We start from the raw sequence: 19,285 nt of genomic DNA on the forward strand, positions 1-19,285 counted from the left end.
TTGCCTTTTTAAAGCGTTGGAGAAAAAATTATTATGCGTTCAATAACGTAATGATAAAATCACACCGTTTTTATGGCTAAAAGTCAAAGGAGAATAAAATGAACGCTGCCCTAGCAATTGAATTTTCACGTGTAACAGAAATGGCCGCATTAGCTGCTCATACATGGTTTGGGCGGGGAGATAAAAATGCGGCTGATGATTCTGCAGTAAAAGCTATGCGTTATATGCTAAATTTAATCGATATGGATGCTGAAATCGTGATTGGCGAAGGTGAAATTGATGAAGCACCAATGCTTTATATTGGTGAAAAAGTCGGTTCTGGCATGGGAGAATTAGTTTCTATCGCCGTTGATCCTATTGATGGGACGCGTATGACCGCAATGGGGCAGTCTAATGCTATTTCTGTCTTGGCTGCTGGCGGCAGAAATACCTTTTTAAAAGCACCCGATATGTATATGGAAAAATTAGTGGTTGGCCCAAATGCTAAGGGCATGATTGATTTAACTTTACCACTAGAACAAAATCTTCGCCGTGTCGCATCTAAGCTAGGAAAATCCCTCTCAGATCTCACCGTAATGGTATTGGCAAAACCACGCCATGATGCGGTAATTAAACAAATGCATAACTTGGGCGTGAGAGTAATGGCAATTCCTGATGGTGATGTGGCAGGTTCCGTATTGTGCTGTTTGCCTGATGCCGAAGTCGATCTTCTTTACGGAATCGGTGGTGCGCCAGAAGGTGTGGCAGCTGCAGCGGCAATTCGTGCATTAGGTGGCGATATGCAAGCTCGTTTACTTCCTCGTAACGAAGTAAAAGGTGATACGGAAGAAAATAAAAAAATTGCTGCCGATGAAATTCAACGTTGTGAAGCATTAAGCGTAAAAATCAATGAAGTGTTAAAACTTGAAGATCTTGTGCGTAATAATAACCTTGTATTTACCGCAACGGGTATCACCCATGGTGATTTGCTTAAAGGTATCTCTCGCAAGGGGAATTTGGCTTTTACAGAAACCCTCTTACTTTGTGGTCAATCAGGTGCAATCCGAAAAATACAATCAATTCATGACTTAGCTCGTAAAGATTCTGAAATTTATAAGATTTTGAATATTTAGTTGTCTACAACAAGTGCGGTGAAATTTCACCGCACTTTTGTGTTTCTTCGCTTACCATTCGTAGCCTACACCAACGGAGCTCACCACATCACCTTGCGTATTTGTACTTCCGCTTAAACGGAATAAGACTTTACCGTTGTCACTAGAGCGGCTATATCCCACAGCAATAGCATTTTGTCCTTTGAAGTTTCCTGCGCCGGCAGAAACCATAGATTTACCATTACCTCGTACTTGTGGTAATCCAGCTATTGCAGCTGAACCGGCAATCCCCGCTTTCAGCATTTTATTATGTTGGGTAACTTTTTGATTAATAGCCTCGACAACAGAATAAAGTTGAGAGCCGTTAACCGCATCCGTTGATGTACTGGTAATACGACCTGCTGCAACGTGCGTAATTTGACGCTCTTTACCTTCGGCACCTACGCTGACTGTTGATGTTGGATTTGTACCAGCAAATCGATAAGTGGTGCCTTGAATAGTGATACTTTCTACAGGCATTGGTTTACTTGGCGCAGATTCATTACCTAATACTACAGCACCATCAAATCCTGCATCAACAGTGACATTATTGCCTAATACCATAACATTATGTGATGCAACTTTATTCCATGCACCAATCGCTACAGAATTATTACCTGTTACCTCATTTTTGGTGCCGATAGCAATTGAATTTGTACCGCTCGCAAAGGATTCTTTCCCTGCGGCAATTGAGTTTTCACCAATGTTAGAAAAATGACGTGTTAGTTTTTCCTCTAACTCTTTTAATGCTTTTTCTTTTTTGGCTCGCTCTTTTTCAAGCTCTTCTTTTTCTGCTTGTTTTTTTGTAAGTTCTTCTTGTTTTTGTTTTAACTCATTTGAATTTTCAGAATCGGATGGTGATTTTAAATTATCAATCTGAGATGTAAGATTTTTGATTTCTTCTTCCATCTTCTCAAATTTTATTTGAGCGTCATCTAAGGCTTTTTGGGCTTTTTCAGATTCTTCAGTTATCCCCTTAACAACATCATTGTATGGGTCATAAAGTTTCAATTTTTTAGCCCAATCAGTTAATTCTTTTGCTGTCTCGTCAGCATATTTATTCCATAATTTCTTGGTAGATTCCTTAAATTTAAATTTAATATTTTCATAATAATTTTTAGGATCGTCTTTCAGCTTAGCGATTTCTTTATATAAATTGTCTCGTTTACCTCTATTTTCTAGAGTTGGGTCTGCGATTGACTTATCATAAACAGCTATATAATCTGAAATTTTCTTAGCAAAACGTTCCACATCTTTAAGTTGATTAAGAAAGTCCTGTTTATCAAAAAGCCATTTTTCCTCAGGTGCTTCACGATCAATTAGATTATCAAAGTCATTATAAAATCTATCTACCCATTCACTTAAACGCTTCACATCCTGAGGAGTGTTAGTTTTTACTCCGTCAAAAAATTCATCAAAAAATCTTTGCGTTTGACCATAGTAAAGGTAGTGTTTTGCCTTATCTTTATCCTCAAAGCGAAATTCGACTTTCTTATTATTCTCATCATAACCCAGGTAATCGAAATCGCCTGAATGGTACTTGTGACTAGTTAATAAAAAATCACTGTGATTTATTTGATCATCACTAGCTTTTATTGGCGGAAGATAAAATACAGTATTTGCTACGTAATTTGGTTTGTAATAATTCTGAGAATTTATTTTATCAAGCTTATAAGCTTTACTTAAATCACTTATGACATTATTTTCACTTATCATTTTCAGTAGGGTAGAAAATTGCACATAACGCTCTTGTTTTTGGGATGAAAAAAAGTCATCTGTAATTCGGCTTGGTATGTTATCGATGCTTGTAATTTTTACAGGAGCTACAGAAGTTACATTTTTTAGTAAATCTGTAATGCCATCATGATCAGATGCGTATGAACTTAGATCTCTTCCAGCTCCTGTGTAAAATAAGTATTGTTTATTTCTAGATCTAATAGTATCTTTTATCTTTTCTTCGTTATATTCAAATGATCCTCTAGCGTTATCATATCCATTAACTATAATTTCATATTTATCTATACCAAATTTTTTAATTTCAGAAACATTAGGGTAATCAGCCTCAACTCGCTCTTTTAGGTCTTTTGCTAGTTTTTGTACTCCAGTTGTTCCTGCAGAATTGTCCGAAAGTTTATTCCAATCAAGTTCTTTAAGTTGTTTCAGGAATTTTATCGAAACACTTTCATCCTCTGAATAGATTGAAGGATAATGACTAGCGTATTCTTTAGCCTCTTCCCGCTCTTTGTCTAATTTGGCTAATTCTTTTTGTTTATTAGCCAAATCATTATTCAGCGAAGTAACAACTTGATTTTTTTATCGTTAGATTGTTTGATTAAATCTGTTATTTCATTAATTCTTTTGTTCAGATCTTCAGCAGTTTTATTGCGGGCTTCAATTTTTTTGTTTATATCAGAAAGTTCATTTTCTGCTTGGCTTTTGTTAGCAATCGTTTGCTTTCTTTCGTTTAATTTTTCATCAAATTCTTTACGAGAAATATTGCCACCTGTTGCAACAGAATCATTGCCTTGTGCTAAACCATATTTAGCTGTTACAGCATTGTTATAGCCAGTTGCAACGCCATGATCGCCTGTGACAATATTCCCTTCACCCGTTGTGGACGGGGCAGAATAGGCAAGGTTAGAAGATAAAGGCAATGTAAAGAGCAATAAGGCTACTGAGCTTTTTGCTGTAGTAAGAATTGTATGTTTTTTCAAAATATTCTCCTCAATCCTTGAACTATTTAAAATTGATAATCGACTTAATTATACATTTGTAGGGTTCTACATACTTATAAAAAGTATTCATTTTGTGATCTCGCTCATATTTTTTATTTTATTTTGAGTGAAATATAATCATGAATCATCGATTTGACAGCACGTGGTATCCTTGATACACAACAGAGTAATCGAATTCATTTCTCTCTTAATAGCTAAAAGAGTCTAGAATTTATAAGATATTTGAATATTTAGTTAGGGCAAACAAAAGTGCGGTGAAAATTCACCGCACTTTTAAGAGGTATGTTTAGTAAGATACTACCAGCTATAATGATAAATCGCTTGAATTGCATAAGGTTTGTCAAAGTTTTTACCGTCAGCACGGCTTACTTCTAAACCAAAGCGATGATTGGCAAATCCAGCATTTAAACCGACCGCACTTTCAAAACGTCCACGGCTGCTTGCGACATCAAGCGCACTGTTTGTGTAATGAATTTTGCTGCTACGGTTTTTGCTAGTAATCGCATTCACTTCTGCATAAGGCTGTAAATTCCAACCATTACTTAATGCAAAGCCTTTGGCTACACGTAAACCAATTCGAGAATACACAGAAAATAAGCTATCTTCATTCTCTTGTGATGAAATATGTGTCCACGCTAATTGTGCTTGCGGTGTGATTGTCCAATCGTTTGCAAGACTAAAGCGTTTACCTAATTCACTCGAAATCGTATAAGCATTGTAATGACGTTTTTCAGTGTGATCTGAATTAGCGTGTAAACGGCTGTATTTCATGATGTTATCTACATAAATACCGTCATCTGCAAGGTAAGCTGCATATAAGCCCACGCTATTGCTTCTTACTTTGCCATCACCGTAATAACCATTAAAATCAACGTTAGCTTGGCTGCGGCCAACAAATCCACCAACACGGAGGTTATAAGTTACAGCAGCATCAGCGCCCACTTGTACGCGATGTACGTTTTGTTTAAAGCCAGAAGTTTCACTGTCACCAGTCGAAAGTGCGGCTAATTTTTGGCGAGAATTCACATTACGAACCCATACATTACCTTTTTCACCGTTTTTCACTTCACCTAGACGCTGATGAATGCCGCTTAAATCATCTTCCACTAAAAGCAATTGTGCTTGGCGAAGAGAAACTTGTGCATTCGCTAAGTCTGAGAGTAATGGTGTACTTGGTAGAACTGGAGCTGCCACAGGATTGCTTGGCGTCACCACAGGATTGCTTGGAGTTACCACAGGGTTGCTTGGAGTTACCACTGGGTTGCTTGGAGTTACCATTGGATTACTTGGCGTCACCACTGGATTGCTTGGACTCACTACAGGGTTACTTGGGGTAACGGGTGCAACAGGAGGAGTTGGAGTAACCACATTTTTAGAGTTAGCTAATACCCAATTATTTCCTTCTTTTGTTAGGAAGTATTGGTAAGCACCTAAATCTACACGATTGTTGGCATTGGTTAAGCTAAATGCTGCATTACCACCATTGGTTTCTACAAGTGTCACTTTTCCGTTAGCAACATTTGCCCCTTGGTTAGTTACACCAATTTTATGATTACCTTCAGCAGTGCCTTTAACAACGATTTTATCGCTTTTGTTTTCAGCAATATTAGTATTGAGGTTAAATGTGCTAGAACCAGTGAGGTTATCTTTAATTGTTAATGTTTTATATTCAGAAGTTGGAGTAAATGTAATGTCAGAACTGTTAGCATCTAAGTTATTCAATGTGCTTGATTTATTGAAACTCCATTGACTATTAGACATAGACAAATTGATCTCATTCTTGACTGGCCAATCTGGATTTTCAAGAATTGCGCCAGTTAGTTTGGAGTTTTTACTTGCAGTAAGGTTTAGATGATAGACTCCAGCTGGTGTAGAATTGGATGCATCATCCTCATCATCTTCTGCTTCAAGAGGGAAGTTTTTATCATTAAGCGAGATTAATGCTTGAGTAGCATTTAATGTTGTATTTTCTAAATTAATTTTAACTAACTGCTCATCGCCCAATGGGAATGCGAGTAAACCATAACCTGTATTACTTTCTGAATTTTTTAGTGTTATTGTTTGCGATCCGCTATCTGATGTGGTGAATAAACCACTTTTATTGTTAAGAGTTACATTTAAACCATTAGCTATAACCGTCTGAGCCGCATTCTCATCATTTGTACCGATGTCAAAAGCAAATTGCATATCTTGATTTCCAGTAATTTGTACATTACTGATATTTGCTATATCTTCTGCACCATATAATGCGTAGGCAATATCATTCTTTCCATTCATCTTGATACTATGATTGGATGAATTGATAACAGAGGTCTTTTGAGATTCAATTGCGCTAGAACCATCGTTATTTATTTCAATATCAGCTTCTGTATTAATTTTGCCACCACGAGATTCAATCGCTGAGTTGCCACTTGAATCACCATAAGCATCAGTTATATTGTGAATTTGTGCGTAATTTTTCTCAACAATGAGTTTTGAGCCTGTTTCTAACGTGGCAGTTCCACCCCATATACTTAAAAGTGAGCTTGATGGATAGTCTTCTTTGAGTGTGGCATTTACACCAGATTTAACAGTAATATGATTATTTCTATCAGTAAGGTCAAAAATACGAAATAGTGAATCACTAGAGGCGGTCGGTTGCACTCCGTTAGTGTTAGTTCCTACATCTGTCTTCGCTATATTTTGGTAGTTTCCTGGTGTAATAGTTACATTAATTGCATCACTAATTGATGTTTGTTGGTTTTGGTTGAAAGTCCAAATTTTAGTCGATTCGTCCCAAGAATACTGACATCCCGTTGAGTTTGAACAAGTAAGATCTGTAGCCCACGCTGAATTAACTAATCCTAACGCCATAGCCACCAAACTTACTTTAAAAGTGCGGTTAAAAATTTTATTATTTTTCATGTTAATTCCTTTGGATTATAAAAAAAGCCAACTTATTGAAAATAAGTTGGCTTGAATTTTACTGGTTTAACAATTAACCCGCAACTGCGATACGTTTCATATCTGTCATATAACCACGTAATTCTTGACCGATTAATTCAACAGGGTGGTTGCGAATTGCATCGTTTACATCGCGTAAAGTGATGTTATCGATTTCCGCTGCTGGAGTAGGCTCGCCCAAGTCACCTTTTTGAAGGTTAGGGATAATTTCTTTTGCAAGAATTGGAGTCGCTACGTTAGAGAATAAGTAGTTACCATATTCTGCAGTATCAGAAATTACCACGTTCATTTCGTATAATCGTTTACGTGCGATGGTGTTCGCAATTAATGGTAATTCGTGAAGTGATTCGTAGTAAGCTGATTCTTCATAAATACCGCTAGCAACCATCGCTTCAAAAGCTAATTCCACGCCAGCTTTCACCATTGCGATCATTAATACGCCGTTATCAAAGTATTCTTGTTCACTAATTTTGCCATCATATTTTGGTGCATTTTCAAAGGCTGTTTTACCTGTTGCTTCACGCCATGCGAATAAGTCTTTGTCGCCATTTGCCCAGTCAGCCATCATTGTTGCAGAGAAGTGACCGCTAATGATGTCATCCATGTGTTTGTAATATAAGAAACCAAGGCTTTCTTTGATTTGTTCAGCTAGTTCAAATGCACGTAATTTTGCGCTGTTTGATAGGCGATCCATCATTAATGTGATACCACCTTGTTTTAACGCTTCGGTAATAGTTTCCCAACCGTATTGGATTAATTTACCTGCGTATGCTGGATCTTTACCGTCTGCCACTAATTTGTCATAACATACGATAGAGCCTGCTTGTAACATACCGCAAAGGATAGTTTGCTCACCCATTAAGTCAGATTTTACTTCTGCAACGAATGAAGATTCTAAAACACCCGCTTTATGACCGCCAGTCGCAGCAGCCCATGCTTTTGCGATCGCCATGCCTTCACCTTTCGGATCATTTTCAGGGTGAACTGCGATTAATGTTGGCACACCGAAACCACGTTTGTATTCTTCACGTACTTCAGTGCCCGGACATTTTGGCGCAACCATCACCACTGTAATGTCTTTACGGATTTCTTCACCAACTTCAACAATATTGAAACCGTGTGAATAACCAAATGCAGAGTCTTTTTTCATTAAAGGCATCACATCAGCCACTACTTTAGAGTGTTGTTTGTCTGGTGTTAAGTTTACGACTAAATCTGCAGTTGGAATTAATTCTTCATAAGTACCAACTTTAAAACCATTTTCAGTTGCACGTTGGAATGATGCACGTTTTTCTGCAATCGCTTCAGGGCGTAAGGCATAGCTAATATCTAAGCCAGAATCACGCATATTCAAACCTTGGTTTAAACCTTGCGCACCACAGCCCACGATAACGATTTTTTTGCCTTTTAAGAAGTTTGCTTCATCTGCAAATTCTTCGCGATCCATAAAACGACAACGACCTAATTGGTCTAATTTTTGACGTAAATTTAATGTGTTGAAATAGTTAGCCATTTTGTTGTCCTTAATTGTGTAAGGTGAATAATTGTATGATGTTGTGTTTGCATATTTTTTTGTTGTGGTTTGATTATAGGATTTTTTATGGTTGCGTAAAGTGATATTATTGGAATTTGATGTTGCAATTTTTACAACCACTGGGTTGTAAATAGAGATTTGGCTTTTATTAATGAGTTTCTTCGTTTTTTGTAGTGCCAAATCTCCCCTCCCCCTCTTTGCTAAAGAGGGGGAAATTCTTTGTAGAACGTAATTTACAGTAATTAACATCAAATATGCTAATGGGTGTGATGAATAATCTAACTGAATTAGTTATAACTAATTAACTAAAGTTTCTTTTATGTTGAAGAAACATTTGATTCTTTGCTTGATTTTTATGCTAATTAAAATGAAATATGCAAATAAGTAATTATGATATAAAAATATAAATGAGCCAGTTTCTAGTAATTGACTAAAGAATTCCCCTCTTTAGCAAAGAGGGGTAGGGGAGATTTGGCAGTACAAAAAACGAAGAAATTAATTTTTACTATAGATAAAAAAGTTATGGAATTTAACGACCTACAAATATTCATCCACCTTAGTGACACAAAAAACTTCGCCAAAACCGCCACCCAAAACCACATGTCCCCTTCCACCCTTTCCCGTCAAATTCAACGGTTGGAAGATGAACTAGGGAAAACACTTTTTATCCGTGACAATCGGCAAGTCAAACTTACTGAATATGGTGAGAAATTTTTGCAATTTGCTAAAACAGAATGGCAAAACTGGCAACAATTTAAACAACAGCTCAAGGATGAATCCGATGAACTTTGCGGTGAAATTAAACTTTTTTGCTCTGTAACCGCATCTTATAGCCATCTTCCGCACGTACTTAAAGAATTTCGCCAGCGTTATCCTAAAGTGGAAATTCAACTGACGACGGGCGATCCAGCGCTTGCATTAGAGTTGATTCAAACACAACAGGTTGACCTCGCTATTGCGGGTAAGCCGAATAATCTGCCATCCAGTGTGGCATTTCATAAAATTGATGATATTAGCTTATCTTTAATTGCACCGCGTGTGGCTTGTTTGGCGACACAATTACTGCAAGAAAAACCCATTAATTGGCAGCAAATGCCTTTTATTTTCCCTGTTGAAGGGCATGCTCGTCAGAGGATTGAACAATGGCTGCGGGAGAAACATATTAAACATCCGAAAATTTATGCCACCGTTGCAGGGCATGAAGGAATTGTTCCAATGGTGGGATTGGGATTCGGATTAGCGATGTTGCCTGATGTGGTCATTGACAATAGTCCAATGAATAATCAAATTTCCAGACTTAATCTTGATAAGCCTGTTGAGCCTTTTGAATTGGTTATTTGTACCCAAAAAAGGAATCTCGAACAGCCCTTAATCCGTGCATTTTGGGCGATGTTAGAATAGAATGATTAGCTGTTTAGAATAAGGATTTCTTATGTTTAAAGGTGTTCTCGTTTCATTACTTGCCTCATTTCTATTTGGCTATATGTATTATTTTTCTACGCTGTTGAAACCTTTGAGTGGCACGGATATTTTTGGTTATCGGATGATTTTTACGTTTCCCTTTGTTGTCCTTTCCGTGTTTATGTTTAAGCAGAAAAATGCGTTGATTCATCGCTTAAAACTCATCAAAAAACAACCGCACTTGGCATTGCCCTATCTTTTTTGCGGCTTATTGATGGGTTTTCAAATGTGGCTTTTTCTTTGGGCGCCGAATAATGGCAGTTCATTGAGCGTGTCTTTTGGTTATTTACTTTTGCCAATTGTGATGGTGGCAGCAGGTCGATTAATTTTTAAAGAACGTATTTCAACATTCAAATTTATTGCAGTCGTGATTGCCGCATTGGGTGTAATTTCTAATATCGTGCTAAAAGGCGGGCTTTCTTGGGAAGCTATTGTGATTTGTGTTGGCTATACCACCTATTTTTCTGTTCGAAAAGCATTAAAAAATAGTGATCTCGCCTCTTTTTGTTTAGAGATGTTAAGCCTAATCCCAATTAGCATTTATTTTGCCTTGCAAACAGATTTCGCTGTGGTTGAACAAAGTAATCCTAATATTTGGGGGCTGCTTGTGTTGCTTGGATTAATTAGCGGCACCGCATTGATAGCTTATGTGATTGCCAGCAACATGTTACCGATGAATTTGCTTGGCTTACTTGGTTATGTGGAAACCATTATGATGGTTTTTGTATCGTTTTTTATCGGTGAACAAATTGACGCCGAAAGTTATCCACTTTTTATCTGTTTAGTGCTCGCTATGATTCTTGTTGTGATTGATGGTGTGTACAAACAGCACGCAAAAGGAAGTTTATAAATGTCATTTAAAGAAATTACGCCACAACAAGCTTGGGAAATGGTTCAGCAAGGGGCAGTGTTAGCCGATATTCGCGATGATGCCCGCTTTACCCACTCGCACCCTAAAGGTGCTTTTCATTTAACGAACCAAAGTTTTTTACAATTTGAAGAGTTAGTAGATTTTGACTCCCCTATCATTGTGAGTTGTTATCATGGCGTGAGCAGTAAAAATGTGGCGACCTTTCTAGTGGAACAAGGCTATGAAAATGTGTTTAGTATTATTGGTGGATTTGATGGCTGGTGTCGAGCAGAATTACCAATTGAAACCGCTTATTAATGTTTACCCACATTCAAGCATAAAAATTATGACAAGAAATGATAAATAGCATTGATCATCTTTTACATATCCGTAGACTATAGCCACTAATGTGCAACGATAATACCTAGTAGCATTTAAGCATGAATAAAAAACCTCTAAAACTCACCGCACTTTTTCTTTTTTTTCCTAGCCTAGCTGCTTTAGCTGAACAAACGGTGGATATTGAAATTCAAGGTATCCGTGGATTTCGTGCTATTCGTAATACCGATCTTAATGTTCAACTCATCAATAAAGAAGAGATGGATGGCTCAGAACGTTATCAACACTTAGTAAGTAAAGCCGTAGATCGCGGCTTGCGGGTGTTCGGCTATTATGAATCCTCCGTTCGTTTTGAACGAAAAAAACGCCCAGGGAAACGTGATTTATTGATTGCATATGTCACACCTGGTAAGCCAACAAAACTTGCGGGGACAGATGTGCAAATCGAGGGCGAGGCGGCACAGGATGAGAACTTTACAGCCTTACGTAAAAACTTGCCTAAAGAAGGAGAACTCGTCGAGCATCAAACCTATGATGATTACAAAACCTCGCTTTCCAGACTTGCATTAGGTCGTGGCTATTTTGATGGTGAATTTAAAATCTCACGTTTAGAAATCAGTCCCGAAACCTATCAAGCATGGTGGCGAATATTATTTGATAGCGGCGTACGTTACCATTATGGCAATATTACATTTAACCATTCACAAATTAGAGAAGATTACCTAAACAACATTCTCAATATTAAATCTGGCGAGCCCTATTTAACGGCTAAGTTATCAGAACTCACTAATGATTTTTCATCATCAAATTGGTTTAGTTCAGTCTTAGTACAACCAAATGTCAATCATAAAACTAAAACTGTTGATGTTGATATTATCCTGTATCCACGTAAAAAAAATGCAATGGAACTGGGCGTAGGGTTTTCTACAGATGGAGGTATACATACTCAAATTGGCTGGACAAAACCTTGGATTAATAGCCGAGGACATAGCTTTCGGACAAATCTCTATATCTCCGCACCTAAACAAGCGATAGAAGCAACTTACCGCATGCCATTATTAAAAAATCCACTTAATTATTATTATGATTTTTCAACAGGTTGGGAAGGTGAAAAAGCAAATGATACGGATACAAAGGCACTCACATTATCAGCATTACGCTACTGGAACAATGCTCAAGGTTGGCAATACTTTGGTGGATTACGTGCGCGTTATGATAGCTTTATCCAAGCCGAAGTAACAGATAAAACCCTCTTGTTTTATCCAACAATTGGTTTCACGCGTACCCGCTTAAGAGGTGGTACCTTTGCCACATGGGGAGATGTGCAAAAAATTACCTTTGATGTCGGTAATAAAGCGGTATTATCCGAAACCGCTTTTATGAAAGTACAAGCCTCAAGTGCTTGGATTCGTACTTATGCTGACAATCACCGCATTATTGCTCGCGCAGAAATAGGCTACTTACATACAAAAAATATTGAAAAAATCCCCCCAGCACTTCGTTTCTTTGCAGGTGGCGATCGCAGTGTGCGTGGTTATGGGTACAAAAAAATCGCACCTCGTGATGCACAAAATCGACTAGTTGGTGGATCTCGCTTACTTGCTGGCTCTTTAGAATATCAATATCAATTTTACCCGAATTGGTGGGGGGCAACCTTTGCAGATAGTGGACTTGCTGCAGATGACTTCACCACAAAAGCGCTTCGCTATGGCGCTGGTATTGGCGTACGTTGGGCATCACCAATCGGTGCAATAAAATTTGATATTGCAACGCCAATTCGTGATAAAGATAACAGCAAAAATATCCAATTTTATATTGGTCTTGGGACAGAAATTTAAGGTAAAACCATGAAAGAATCAACTCAACAAACAAAAACTTCTCCCGAGACAACAACCGTTCCGCCTAAAAAAAACTGGACACGCAAAGCAATTTGTGTAGGAAGTGCGGTCATTTTTGTACCTGTTTTAGGAATTGTAGGTGCACTTTCCTTTGATGCTGGACAACGCGCACTAATTCAATTCGCAGATAAAATGCTTGATAATTTCTCAGTAGAAGATATTGAGGGTGGATTACAGCATGGTTTAGTTTTACGCAATATACACTATCAAGCTGAAGGAATTGATACTCAAATAGCCCAAGCCAATTTACAGCTCGATTTTAGCTGTTTATTGTCACGAGAAATTTGCTTACGTGATGCCACACTAAGCAGGCCAACAATTACCATCAACACCGCATTGTTACCTCCTACCGAAGAGGAGCAATCAACCTCTAAAGGCATGCAAAGAATATCATTACCGATTGGTATCAATGCAGAAAATCTAACTATTCAAGATTTATCTCTCAAGATCGATCAGAAAGATATCTCGCTTGGGCGCTTTCAAAGTGCGGTGAGTTTAAATAATGAAAGAGGTTTAACTGTTGCACCAACTGAAATTAACGATATCTCGGTGATTTCAAAAATAACAAAAGAAACAATATCAAAATCACAAACTGAAGAATCAGCAGAACCCGTTGATTGGGCGAAAGTTGAACAATCTCTTACTCCTGCATTTTTAGGTAACATACCTGAAATTATTTTGCCTTTCGATTTACATATCCCTGCGATTACAGGTAAAAACTGGCAATATAAAGTTCTCAATGAAAAAGAAGAAGTGCAGCAGTCTATTGACATATCAAATTTTGCTATCAAGGCCGATACATTTGATAATCAAATTCAACTACAATCGCTTAGCGTAGATAGCTCCTTAGGTCAGTTATCATCACAAGGTAAATTACAACTTAATAAGAACATGGCAGTTGAATTAACCTTGAAATCTCATCTAAACGCATTGAAATCTCAAGGTAACGAAATTTTACCTGCAACAGATGTTAATTTAAACGTTTCTGGTTCCTTAAAAGAAAAAACCGCACTTTCCTTAAAAACCAAAGGTGTAATGGACGCTGAGTTAACCGGTGATGTAAAACTGGCTCAAGATAAAATGCCTTTAAACATCACATTAAATATCCTAAAAGGAGAATATGCCTTTGTAAACGCTATGTCACCCTTAAAAATTGACAACGCATCACTCAACCTTACTGGAAATTTATTAGCCTACCATGGCGAGCTCAAAGGAAATGTGGAAGGTATGAATCATATTCCACTCACTCAAATCGATTTGAATGCAGATGGCAAATTATATGAAGTCACAATCAATCAACTCAAACTGGCGGCATTAGGTGGCGATGGCATACTCACCGGATACTCCAGTTGGAAAGATGGCGCAACTTGGGATGCTACAGCTAATCTCAACAAAATGAATATCCGTCCTTATGTACCCGCTATGCCTGCCGTATTATCGGGGCAATTACATTCAAAAGGTTTTGCAAACAGAACAAATTGGCAAGTCGATTTACCTGCCGTAAATTTAACCGGTTTACTCTCCTCAACCCCTATAAGCCTAAAAGGCTCAGCTAAACTCAGCGATGAAACGCTGCTCAACATTCCTGATTTACAATTCAACTATGGCAATAACAAAGTTCATGCCAAAGGAATTTTAGGGGAGCAATCTAATCTTAATTTAGATCTGCAAGCACCTAATTTACAAGGTCTCTGGACAGATTTAAGCGGTGGGATTGTAGGATCTGCAGAAATTTCTGGAAAATTGAACACACCAGAAATCAATCTTAATTTAACCTCTGAACGATTACATTTTCAAGACATAACATTATCAAAAACCAGTGTAAAAGGTCATGTGGTTAGTGAGCCCATAGTAAAAGGGCAACTCAATATAAAAGCAGCTCAACTTCACTATGGTGATACATTAAAACTAAGTGCAATTGACTTAAGCACCTCGGGTGATGAAAAAAATCATCAACTCATGCTGAAATCTCAAGGTGAACCCGTCGCCGCTAATTTACAAATTACTGGCCATTTTGACCGCACTTTAGAACAATGGAAGGGTGCCATTTCACAGGTAAAATTCCATACCCCTATTGGTGAGATAAAAACAAATCAATCCGTTGCAATAACTTACGATAATAAACAAATACAAACCGATATAAGCGCACATTGCTGGCTGAATTCAGATATTGATTTATGTTTTCCACAAAATTTTCATGCGGGAAAACAAGGAAATATTCCTTTCCAATTTAAACGTATTAATTTAAATTTAGTTAACAAGCTAATTGAACAAGAAAATCTACAAGGTCAATTACAGGCTCAAGGTAATCTAGCATGGTTTAGTGACAACCCCTTTCAATTTAATGTCAAAATCGATGGCAATCATTTAGCATTCGCTCATAAACTTGATTACCGTACTTTCAAACTGGATATTCCTAAAGCCACTCTAAATGCAGATATTCAGAATAACAATTTAGTACTAAAAACAGATATGAACGTGCATAACCAAGGCCGTCTTATCGGTAATATTTCTCTAAATGATCTTAGCAAAAATCGTCAACTTGGTGGCAATATTACAGTTGATCGATTAAATTTAGCAATCGCAAATCAATTACTGAGTAATGGCGAATCCGTGAATGGCGAAATCGTATCAAAGCTCACTCTAGGCGGTAATTTAGAAAATCCCTTATTAAACGGTGATTTTACTCTCCACAATATACGAACTCAATTAAAGTCGGCCCCAGTCAATATTACTAATGGTGACATAGCCTTACATTTTCATGGTAATCGCTCTACTTTACAGGGGAAAATTGAAACTACTGATAGTCGATTAAACTTAACAGGTCATGCTAACTGGGCAAATCTTGAACGTTGGACAACAGAAATTAACGCTCAAGCCGATAACTTTAACGTTGATATTCCATCGATGGCAAAATTACGCGTAAGTCCGAATATTACAGTAAAAGCTACCCCACAAGAATTAGATCTAAGTGGTACTGTCGATATACCTTGGGCTCGTATAAGAATTGATAGCCTACCAGATACTGCCGAGCCTGTAAGTGAAGATGAGGTCATTCTAAATGGCCCAAATAAAAGCAAAGAAGAACTCATTAAACGTGAGTTTGCTGCAAAAACAAAATCAGGGATGGATATTCGCTCTAATTTACGAATTAATATCGGAAAAGATGTGCATTTAGATGCTTACGGACTAAAAACCAATCTTGATGGCTTACTTTCAGTAAAACAAGAAAAAGGCCGATTAGGGTTATTTGGACAAATTAACTTAAATAAAGGACGCTATGCTTCTTTCGGACAAGATCTATTAATTAGAAAAGGGCAAATTAGTTTTTCAGGGCAACCTTCTCAACCTATGTTAAATATTGAAGCAATCCGTAATCCTGAGGCTATGGAAGACAGCAAAGTTACTGCAGGCGTAAAAGTAATTGGTGTTGCAGATAGCCCAGAGGTCACCATTTTTAGTGAACCAAGTAAATCACAAGATCAAGCGCTTTCCTATTTGTTAACAGGACGTTCTCTTGAAAATAGTGGTGAAGCTGGTTCCAGTGGTTCAGTTGGTGCAGCATTACTCGGCTTAGGATTATCTAAGAGCGGTAAATTAGTTGGCAGTATTGGCGAAGCCTTCGGTATCCAAGATCTCAATCTTGGCACATCGGGGGTAGGAGATAAATCTAAAGTTACGATAAGTGGAAATTTAACAAATCGCCTACAAATAAAATACGGCGTAGGATTATTTGATGGACTCGCTGAAGTAACCCTACGTTATCGGTTAATGCCACAACTTTATTTTCAATCTGTTTCCAGCACCAATCAGGTTTTTGATTTACTTTATCAATTTGAATTTTAGGAATTTTATGAATAACGCAATATTGCCCTCACAACATCGTGGTAATGTCCGTGAAATTGCAGCAATTGATCTTGGCTCAAACAGCTTTCATATGATTATTGCACGTATTGTGAATGGTTCTATTCAAGTCCTTTCTCGCTTAAAACAAAAAGTGAGACTAGCAGAAGGATTAGATGAAAATGCCGTACTCAATCAAGAAGCAATTACTCGAGGAATAAACTGTTTGGCATTATTTGCAGAACGTTTACAAGGTTTTCCGATGGAAAATGTTAACGTCGTCGGTACCTATACATTACGACGAGCGGTCAATAATGATGAATTCTTACGTCAGGCGGCCCGCGTTTTCCCATATCCAATAAATATTATCAGTGGGCAAACAGAAGCCAAAACAATCTATGCCGGCGTATGCCATACCCAGCCAGAAAAAGGCCGTAAACTGGTAATTGATATCGGTGGTGGCTCAACAGAAATGATCATAGGCGATGACTTTACCCCGCTTATTGCAGAAAGTCGCCATATGGGTTGTGTCAGCTTTGCCACTCAATTTTTCAAAGATGGAATTATTTCAGGAGAAAATTTCCAACGAGCCCGTCAAAGTGCGGTAAATAAAATCGAAGATTTAGGTTTTGAATATCGTAAACTTGGCTGGCAATCTGTACTGGGCTCCTCAGGAACCATCAAAACTGTTTCTCAGGTTATTTCCTCAACTATCGATCCTAATGGTATTATCACCACAGAACGATTAAATACCCTTATCGCTCAAACGCTACGAGCTAATCATTTCACTTCACTGAATATCAATGGCTTAAATTCTGATCGCGTAGATGTGTTTGTACCCGGACTAGCTATTTTAAGTGCTGTATTTGAGGTATTAAATATTCAACAGATGCGTTATTCTGATGGAGCACTACGTGAAGGTGTTATCTATAGCTTAGAAAAAAACTTTCAAGTTGCTGACATTCGTGCACGCACAGCTTGGGGATTAAGTGAACAATTTAATATAGATCAAGCACAGGCTCACCGTGTTGCTGACAGTGCAAACTTATTAAGTGCTCAATATCAACATTGGCAATCTCAAGCATATATTGAAGAAATGCGAGAAATCCTGCTTTGGGCTGCTCGCCTGCATGAAGTAGGTATTGTCATCAATCACAAAAGTTTGCAAAAACATTCTGCTTATATTTTACAAAATATCGAACTACCTGGTTTTGACCGTGAACAGCAACGTTTACTCACCACCCTCGTTAATTGGCATATTGGTCACCTCAAGCCAAACGAATTTCTTCGCTCTTCTCGTTATCATGAACAAGATATCATCACGCTTATACGCATTCTCCGTCTTGCGGTAATTTTCAATAAATCACGTCAAGCCACGGAAAATCTAAAAACATTCACCTTTCAAACTCAACGAGCTGACAATAATTGGCTCTTAACGCTTGAAGAAGGTTACTTAGAACGAAACCCATTAATATGGAATGAATTAAGAATTGAAAGCAATCTTCTAAAAGATTTAGAAATGGGACTAATCTTTAATTAATCCTGTCTTACTAACTATATAAAGTAAGCTTTTTTGATTTTATCTCAAAAGCTTATTTTTTATCTTCACTATTCCCAGTGGCTCGATATAAATGCAAAAAAGTGCGATGAAAACTCACCGCACTTTTCTCTTACTTGTCTCTTAGACTATTTCGCTACATCTATTATTTGATGATTTTCGCTACAACACCCGCACCAACTGTACGACCACCTTCACGGATTGCGAAACGTAAACCTTGGTCCATCGCGATTGGGTGGATTAAGCTTACTGTCATTTTAATGTTATCACCAGGCATTACCATTTCCACGCCTTCTGGTAATTCAATTGTACCAGTTACGTCAGTTGTACGGAAATAGAATTGTGGACGGTAACCTTTGAAGAATGGAGTATGACGACCACCTTCTTCTTTTGATAATACGTACACTTCTGATTCGAAGTCAGTGTGTGGTGTGATTGAACCTGGTTTCGCTAATACTTGACCACGTTCGATTTCTTCACGTTTAGTACCACGTAATAATGCACCGATGTTTTCACCTGCACGACCTTCGTCAAGTAATTTACGGAACATTTCAACACCCGTTACAGTCGTTTTCGCTGTATCTTTGATACCGACGATTTCTACTTCATCACCAGTACGGATGATACCACGTTCTACACGACCTGTTACTACTGTACCACGACCTGAGATTGAGAACACGTCTTCGATTGGAAGAAGGAACGGTTGGTCAATCGCACGTTCTGGTTCTGGGATGTAAGTATCTAAGTGGTTTGCTAATTCAAGGATTTTTTCTTCCCATTCTGCTACGCCGTTTAATGCTTGTAATGCAGAACCACGTACGATTGGAGTATCGTCACCTGGGAAGTCATATTGAGATAGAAGTTCACGAACTTCCATTTCTACTAATTCTAATAACTCTTCGTCATCTACCATGTCGCATTTGTTTAAGAATACGATGATGTATGGAACACCTACTTGGCGACCTAATAAGATGTGCTCACGAGTTTGTGGCAT

General features: G+C 37.9%; 12 protein-coding genes. 7 read left to right on the top strand and 5 right to left on the bottom strand.

Annotation, left to right across the window (positions count from 1 at the left end; translation table 11 throughout):
- Window positions 1–98: 98 nt before the first annotated feature.
- The gene (gene glpX / locus KP713_RS07310) at window positions 99–1,112 is read left to right on the top strand and encodes a class II fructose-bisphosphatase (RefSeq protein ID WP_215770272.1); all 1,014 of its coding nucleotides are present in this window, start codon (window positions 99–101) and stop codon (window positions 1,110–1,112) included.
- Window positions 1,113–1,163: 51 nt separating this feature from the next.
- On the opposite strand, the gene KP713_RS07315 is transcribed toward glpX, so the two are convergent.
- The 4 genes from KP713_RS07315 to ilvC all read right to left on the bottom strand — a co-directional run bounded on the left by KP713_RS07315 (window position 1,164) and on the right by ilvC (window position 8,321).
- Entirely contained in the window at window positions 1,164–3,410 is a 2,247-nt protein-coding gene (locus KP713_RS07315; RefSeq protein WP_252346331.1) for a YadA family autotransporter adhesin, read from the bottom strand.
- A gap of 8 nt (window positions 3,411–3,418) precedes the next feature.
- Window positions 3,419–3,844, bottom strand: coding sequence for a hypothetical protein (locus KP713_RS09030; protein ID WP_252346332.1), 426 nt, complete (start codon window positions 3,842–3,844; stop codon window positions 3,419–3,421).
- A gap of 318 nt (window positions 3,845–4,162) precedes the next feature.
- Entirely contained in the window at window positions 4,163–6,769 is a 2,607-nt protein-coding gene (locus KP713_RS07320; RefSeq protein WP_215770273.1) for an autotransporter outer membrane beta-barrel domain-containing protein, read from the bottom strand.
- A 73-nt stretch (window positions 6,770–6,842) separates the two neighbouring features.
- A complete protein-coding gene (gene ilvC / locus KP713_RS07325) occupies window positions 6,843–8,321 on the bottom strand; it encodes a ketol-acid reductoisomerase (protein ID WP_065249283.1) in 1,479 nt (492 codons plus the stop codon).
- Between the two features lie 543 nt (window positions 8,322–8,864).
- On the opposite strand from ilvC, the gene ilvY reads away from it, so the two are divergent.
- From ilvY to ppx, 6 genes are all read left to right on the top strand, one after another.
- Window positions 8,865–9,743 (top strand): HTH-type transcriptional activator IlvY, encoded by an 879-nt coding sequence (ilvY, locus tag KP713_RS07330; RefSeq protein WP_215770284.1) that lies wholly within the window; start codon window positions 8,865–8,867, stop codon window positions 9,741–9,743.
- Window positions 9,744–9,774: 31 nt separating this feature from the next.
- Window positions 9,775–10,653: an EamA family transporter RarD gene (gene rarD / locus KP713_RS07335; RefSeq protein ID WP_118856679.1), complete on the top strand. Its 879-nt coding sequence runs from the start codon at window positions 9,775–9,777 to the stop codon at window positions 10,651–10,653.
- Window positions 10,654–10,971: a thiosulfate sulfurtransferase GlpE gene (gene glpE, locus KP713_RS07340; RefSeq protein ID WP_140531262.1), complete on the top strand. Its 318-nt coding sequence runs from the start codon at window positions 10,654–10,656 to the stop codon at window positions 10,969–10,971. It begins immediately after the preceding gene.
- 122 nt (window positions 10,972–11,093) lie between these two features.
- Complete coding sequence (gene tamA / locus KP713_RS07345) at window positions 11,094–12,830, top strand: autotransporter assembly complex protein TamA (protein WP_215770274.1); 1,737 nt, start codon at window positions 11,094–11,096, stop codon at window positions 12,828–12,830.
- Window positions 12,831–12,839: 9 nt separating this feature from the next.
- Window positions 12,840–16,736, top strand: a complete 3,897-nt coding sequence (gene tamB, locus KP713_RS07350; protein ID WP_215770275.1) for an autotransporter assembly complex protein TamB — start codon at window positions 12,840–12,842, stop codon at window positions 16,734–16,736.
- Window positions 16,737–16,743: 7 nt separating this feature from the next.
- Window positions 16,744–18,273: an exopolyphosphatase gene (ppx, locus tag KP713_RS07355; protein ID WP_215770276.1), complete on the top strand. Its 1,530-nt coding sequence runs from the start codon at window positions 16,744–16,746 to the stop codon at window positions 18,271–18,273.
- Window positions 18,274–18,436: 163 nt separating this feature from the next.
- Here ppx and tuf read toward each other — a convergent pair.
- A partial coding sequence (tuf, locus tag KP713_RS07360; RefSeq protein ID WP_215770277.1) for an elongation factor Tu occupies window positions 18,437–19,285 on the bottom strand: 849 nt, incomplete at its 5' end.

The organism is Haemophilus sp. SZY H36, assembly GCF_018829625.1.
Taxonomy (GTDB): domain Bacteria; phylum Pseudomonadota; class Gammaproteobacteria; order Enterobacterales; family Pasteurellaceae; genus Haemophilus; species Haemophilus haemolyticus_K.

Excerpts from the sequence above, each read along its gene's own strand:
- glpX (WP_215770272.1), top strand. The coding sequence starts at position 99 with ATGAACGCTGCCCTAGCAATTGAATTTTCACGTGTAACAGAAATGGCC.
- KP713_RS07320 (WP_215770273.1), bottom strand. The coding sequence starts at position 6,769 with ATGAAAAATAATAAAATTTTTAACCGCACTTTTAAAGTAAGTTTGGTG.
- ilvC (WP_065249283.1), bottom strand. The coding sequence starts at position 8,321 with ATGGCTAACTATTTCAACACATTAAATTTACGTCAAAAATTAGACCAA.
- ilvY (WP_215770284.1), top strand. The coding sequence starts at position 8,865 with ATGGAATTTAACGACCTACAAATATTCATCCACCTTAGTGACACAAAA.
- rarD (WP_118856679.1), top strand. The coding sequence starts at position 9,775 with ATGTTTAAAGGTGTTCTCGTTTCATTACTTGCCTCATTTCTATTTGGC.
- glpE (WP_140531262.1), top strand. The coding sequence starts at position 10,654 with ATGTCATTTAAAGAAATTACGCCACAACAAGCTTGGGAAATGGTTCAG.
- tamA (WP_215770274.1), top strand. The coding sequence starts at position 11,094 with ATGAATAAAAAACCTCTAAAACTCACCGCACTTTTTCTTTTTTTTCCT.
- tamB (WP_215770275.1), top strand. The coding sequence starts at position 12,840 with ATGAAAGAATCAACTCAACAAACAAAAACTTCTCCCGAGACAACAACC.
- ppx (WP_215770276.1), top strand. The coding sequence starts at position 16,744 with ATGAATAACGCAATATTGCCCTCACAACATCGTGGTAATGTCCGTGAA.